The sequence below is a fragment of the bacterium genome (genome assembly GCA_024226335.1).
Classification (GTDB): domain Bacteria; phylum Myxococcota_A; class UBA9160; order SZUA-336; family SZUA-336; genus JAAELY01.
Genome location: JAAELY010000540.1, coordinates 1 through 4,195, shown reverse-complemented (window position 1 = coordinate 4,195; position 4,195 = coordinate 1). Strand labels below are relative to the sequence as shown.

The following is a 4,195-nucleotide window of genomic DNA, read 5'->3' as shown; positions in this document are numbered from 1 at the left end:
GTCTCCCGTGAGATCGGCGTCGAAACCGCAGTAGATCGTGGAGGAGGAGTGGAGCAGTGGGCCGAGCCATCGGGGGTTGGCTCTGGCGCCTGTGGTGGAGAGCGATGCGCAATGAGGATGGAGGGCAACGCAGCTCAATGCATCAATGGCAGACTCGCAGAGGACGATGGGCCGGGGTCTCTGCTTGTTTGGCAGCGGAACGAGGAAGTAGCCGAGATCCTTGCAGGATCCGGTCGCCATGGAGCGCCAGGGCTGCGACGTGGTGCCACGGATCTCAGCACCAACCGGGGAATTGTCTTTTCCAAGCAGCAAGAAGACGGCATTGCCCCGGCTGTCGGAGTAGAGCGTGCCGGCTCGGATCAGCGGCGCGATCAGGTGCAATGGAATGCATCGCTGCACCGTGAGGTAGCGCCGGATGCGCGCAAGGTTGCGTGCGTCCGCTGGTGGCAACACAAGTTTGCGTTGGCGAGCGCGCTGCGCAGTGATGGGTCGATCAAGTGCACGGTGAGCGACGCCCGGGAAACGATCCGCAAGCCAGTCCAGAGCATCCCGGAAAGCAAGTGGCTCGAGGTGCATCACGAGATCGATGGCCCCACCGCCACCGACGCCGCGATTCCAGTTCATGAACTTCGCGCCGGTCAGCGAAAGAGTCCCCCGCGAGGTATGCCACTTGGCCTTGTCGTGACGATCGCGCTGCGCTCCGGTGAGGCGCAACACATCTTCAAGTGGGATGCATCGCAGCTGGTTGGCCAGCTCGCGTACCTCGTTCCGCCACGGGGTCATGGATCCGGACTGAGCTTGGGCCTGAGGCTGACACAGTTCTTCATGTTGATGACGTGGCTGTTCTCGGTCAAGCGATCGATCAAGGCGGCGGTCAGGTGATCGTTCTTGAGGAAGGAACTCCACTCGCTGAAGCCTAGATTCGAGGTGATCAACGTGGGCTTCTTGCGGTATCGCTTGTGCATCAAGGTGAAGAAGAGACCCACCTGGACCGGTTCCAGTTCGATGTATCCGATCTCGTCGATCAGCAAACAATCGTACGAGAGGAATCGCTTGATCACCTTGGTCTCGGAGTGATCGGCCACGGAGGCATAGAGTTCCTGGACGAGTTCGGGAAACAGGATGGCGCGTCCGGTGTGACCGCGCTGGATGGCCTTGACGAGAAAGCTCGTGGCGAGTCCGGTCTTGCCGCACCCCGTCGGGCCGATCCAGATGATGTTCTGACTCTTCTCGATGAAGGTGAAGTCATCGTAGAGCGAGAGAATCTTCTTCTTGTTGAGCTTGCGCTGCTTGGCGAAGGGAAAGGTCTCCATGACCAGCAGCTCGGGAATGGCAGCGCGCTTTAGCCGGCGCTCGCGGGCACCTTCTTGTTTGGCCCGGTATTCCTCTTCGAGGACGTGGCGCAGAAGGCGCACTGGCGAGTGGCGCCCCTTGGAAGCGGCATTCACGTAAGCGTCCCAGTTCGCACGCAGGTTGGAGAGCCGAAGCTGTTTGAGGATCTGATTCAGTTCGTCATCCATGGTCTTGCTCATCGCCGCCCTCGTGCTCCGTTTCATCCTCTGTTTCGGGTTCTTGCTCTGGCCACATCCTGTCCAAGGCGGACAGATCCGGGTTGTCGCTCAACCGACCTTCCTCATAGCTTGCGCGCTGGGTGAAGCTCTCGTCGACCTGTGGGTCAGGCAGCGCCTCGAGCCCCTCGCTCATGGTCATCAGCGCAATGTTTCGCAGAATCTCGACCGAGCGAATCCGATACTGGAAGGCCCGCTCGACACAGCGGAGGAACAAGGACGGGGTCATCTGCTGCGACAGTTTGAAGACCGCTCGTACGAAACGGTGACGCGCGATCCCACGGGGCTCGAGCGCGAAGTCCAGCCACGCTCCCACCGGATCGCCGATGGCTCGCAACCGCTGCTCCTCCACAGCGGTGGGCTTCTTGCGGTTCCTCGGTGCGTAGCGTGGCTTTGGCTGACCGGGCGGGCTGAAGCGCTTGTTCCGCACTCCCTCGTCGGGTAACTCGTACTCGATCAGCTGCTCACGCCGCCGATAGATCTGCAGCCGCTCGCCATACTCGAGCACCTTGACCGGGTCGCGTTTGGTGCCCGGCACCCAGAAGAAGTTCCCGCCCAGCGCGGCATAACCGTACTGGTCGGTGAGCCGATCGTGGACGAGATAGGGTGGCGGGAGATGAGCCGGGAGTTCGACGAGGGAAGGCTGCTCGACCTCGAAGAGCTTCACGGGAATCAAGCCGCTCCTGGAGATGGGCCGGTGGAACATCCGCACGTTCGCCCACTCCTTACCTTGCTCGTTCATGTCCGCGAGACTCTCGAAGGTGCGGCCGGGAAAGAAATTCGTCTCCACGGTGTAGAAGCTGCGCTCATTGCCGGCCTTGCGATTCGCGTGCTTGATCTCATGACAGACGAACTCGAATCCGTACTGCTTCGAGAAGGCCTCCATCTCCGGGACGATCACGGCATGCTTGCCGCTCCCTCGCAAGCGCGCCAGGTTGGTGTTGTCGATGATGCATCGCGGGGCGGAGTACCCCCAGAAGGTCAGCGCTTCGTGGAGGAAACTCTTCATCGTGAAGCGATTGAAGCGCCTGTAGAACCTCACATATCGCCTCTTCGAGTAGCGCAGGTAGAGCACGCTCGTGATGACCTTGACCGAGCGACCCTCAATCTGGACGGTGTGGGGACTGGTGTCGTGTTGCATTTCAGCGCCCGGTTCGTCGGGCACTCGATCGCACCTCGGCTTCCCCTCCCATCCGATACCGAGATCGCGCAGCATGCGAGTCAATGTGGAGTACGTCACCTGAACGCCTTCTTCTTCCACGAGCCTCTCGTGAACGCGTTTCGCGAAACCGTCGCACTCGGCGTGGAGCCGCCTGAGCAGATCGGGATCGATTGCGATCTTGTTTTCACGGGTTGGATGCGGCGTCGCGCCGCGCTGCGCGATGATGGCGCGGACGGTGTTGCGACTGATGCCAAGGGCGCGGGCAATCTGGCGCACACTCATCCCCTCCTGGTGCAGGAGGAAGATCGCGTTACGCTTTTGCGGTTCGATCATGGAGTTCTCCTAGTGCTTTCCTGAAGGCGCTGAAACGGCTCAGGATTCCCCCCAACAGGAAATGGGCCTGCGCGTGAAACGCCCGGTTCTCGATTTTCTTGCTCTGGCCCTTGCTCAGCACTCGAGCCAGGTACTTCTGCACGATCTCCAGGTCCTTCAAGAGCACCCGTTCGAACTCGTTGCAGCCTTCCGCCGGAGGCGGCACCTGGTTCATCTTCTCCAGCACCAGTGTGAGATGGCCGCGATCGACTTCCTGGCGAAACCACTCCGGCCCGCGGAAGTACCCATGGGCCAACTGCTCGATCTCCCGAAGGCTCAGCTTCTTGCCGCTCACGGCCTCGACGAACGCTTCCACGTCCTGCTTGGGAATCCCGTTCATGCGCATGAATGGACGCAACGTGTACATGTACGCGTAGGCCGGGAAGGCCCCGCTGAAGACCTTCTCGGCGATCTTGCCACTCATCTCGCCGAAGAGTCCCACGCGCATGCTGACCCACGATTTGCTGCGCGCGAGCGTCTCCGCGATCTCGGCCGTCGTCATCCGGTGCAGGCGCAGCAGATCGTCGAGGAAGTGGGCTTGCTCGAGGAGGGTCAGGCTCCTGTTGTTCGACGCACGTAGTACCGCGACGATCCCCGCAGCCTCGTCTTCACCGAGTGACACATAAGGGACGATCTCCATCCCCAGCTTGCGCGCACACCGGTAGCGTTTGAAACCGTTCAGCAGGATGGCCTTGCCTTCGACGTCCACGCCCTCGAGGGGCTCATCGATCCCGCGCTCATGGATCGAGGCCAGGAGCTTCACTTCGATCGCGGGATTCTTCATCCGGTAACACTCATAGCGCAGGTCCAAGCTGGAAAGCTCGGTATCTCGTGTCATCAGCACCTCCTACGGTGGCTCTTCATGTAGTGAGCGCACAACGTAGTCCAGCGCTCGCTCCCGAACGATGCTGTGTTGTCTCAGGACCCGCCGGAGCATCTCCACGACCTCACCCAAGCTCACGGCCCGACCTTCGATCAGGCTTGTCACCAGCTGGATGTGGTCGGTGATCACTCCGTCGAAGTCGGCCTCTTGCAATGGCATGAGCCATGGCTTCGCCGTCGCGTCTGTGGCGTGTCGCTCCGGTGGTTCGCT

Annotated in this window: 5 protein-coding genes; all 5 read right to left on the bottom strand. The window is 61.0% G+C overall.

Going from position 1 to position 4,195, the window contains the following annotated elements:
• A partial coding sequence (locus GY725_26040) for a DUF3991 domain-containing protein (protein MCP4007657.1) occupies positions 1-783 on the bottom strand: 783 nt, incomplete at its 3' end.
• Positions 780-1,520, bottom strand: a complete 741-nt coding sequence (locus tag GY725_26035; GenBank protein MCP4007656.1) for an ATP-binding protein — start codon at positions 1,518-1,520, stop codon at positions 780-782. The genes GY725_26035 and GY725_26040, both read right to left, overlap by 4 nt.
• Positions 1,513-3,063 carry a helix-turn-helix domain-containing protein gene (locus GY725_26030; protein MCP4007655.1) on the bottom strand — a complete coding sequence of 517 codons (1,551 nt, stop codon included), beginning with the start codon at positions 3,061-3,063 and terminating at the stop codon, positions 1,513-1,515. The genes GY725_26035 and GY725_26030 overlap by 8 nt, the downstream gene beginning before the upstream one ends.
• Positions 3,041-3,940, bottom strand: coding sequence for a chromosome partitioning protein ParB (locus tag GY725_26025; protein MCP4007654.1), 900 nt, complete (start codon positions 3,938-3,940; stop codon positions 3,041-3,043). Before GY725_26025 ends, GY725_26030 begins: the two co-directional genes overlap by 23 nt.
• Before the next feature lie 9 nt (positions 3,941-3,949).
• Positions 3,950-4,144 carry a hypothetical protein gene (locus GY725_26020; protein MCP4007653.1) on the bottom strand — a complete coding sequence of 65 codons (195 nt, stop codon included), beginning with the start codon at positions 4,142-4,144 and terminating at the stop codon, positions 3,950-3,952.
• Between the last annotated feature and the right edge of the window lie 51 nt (positions 4,145-4,195).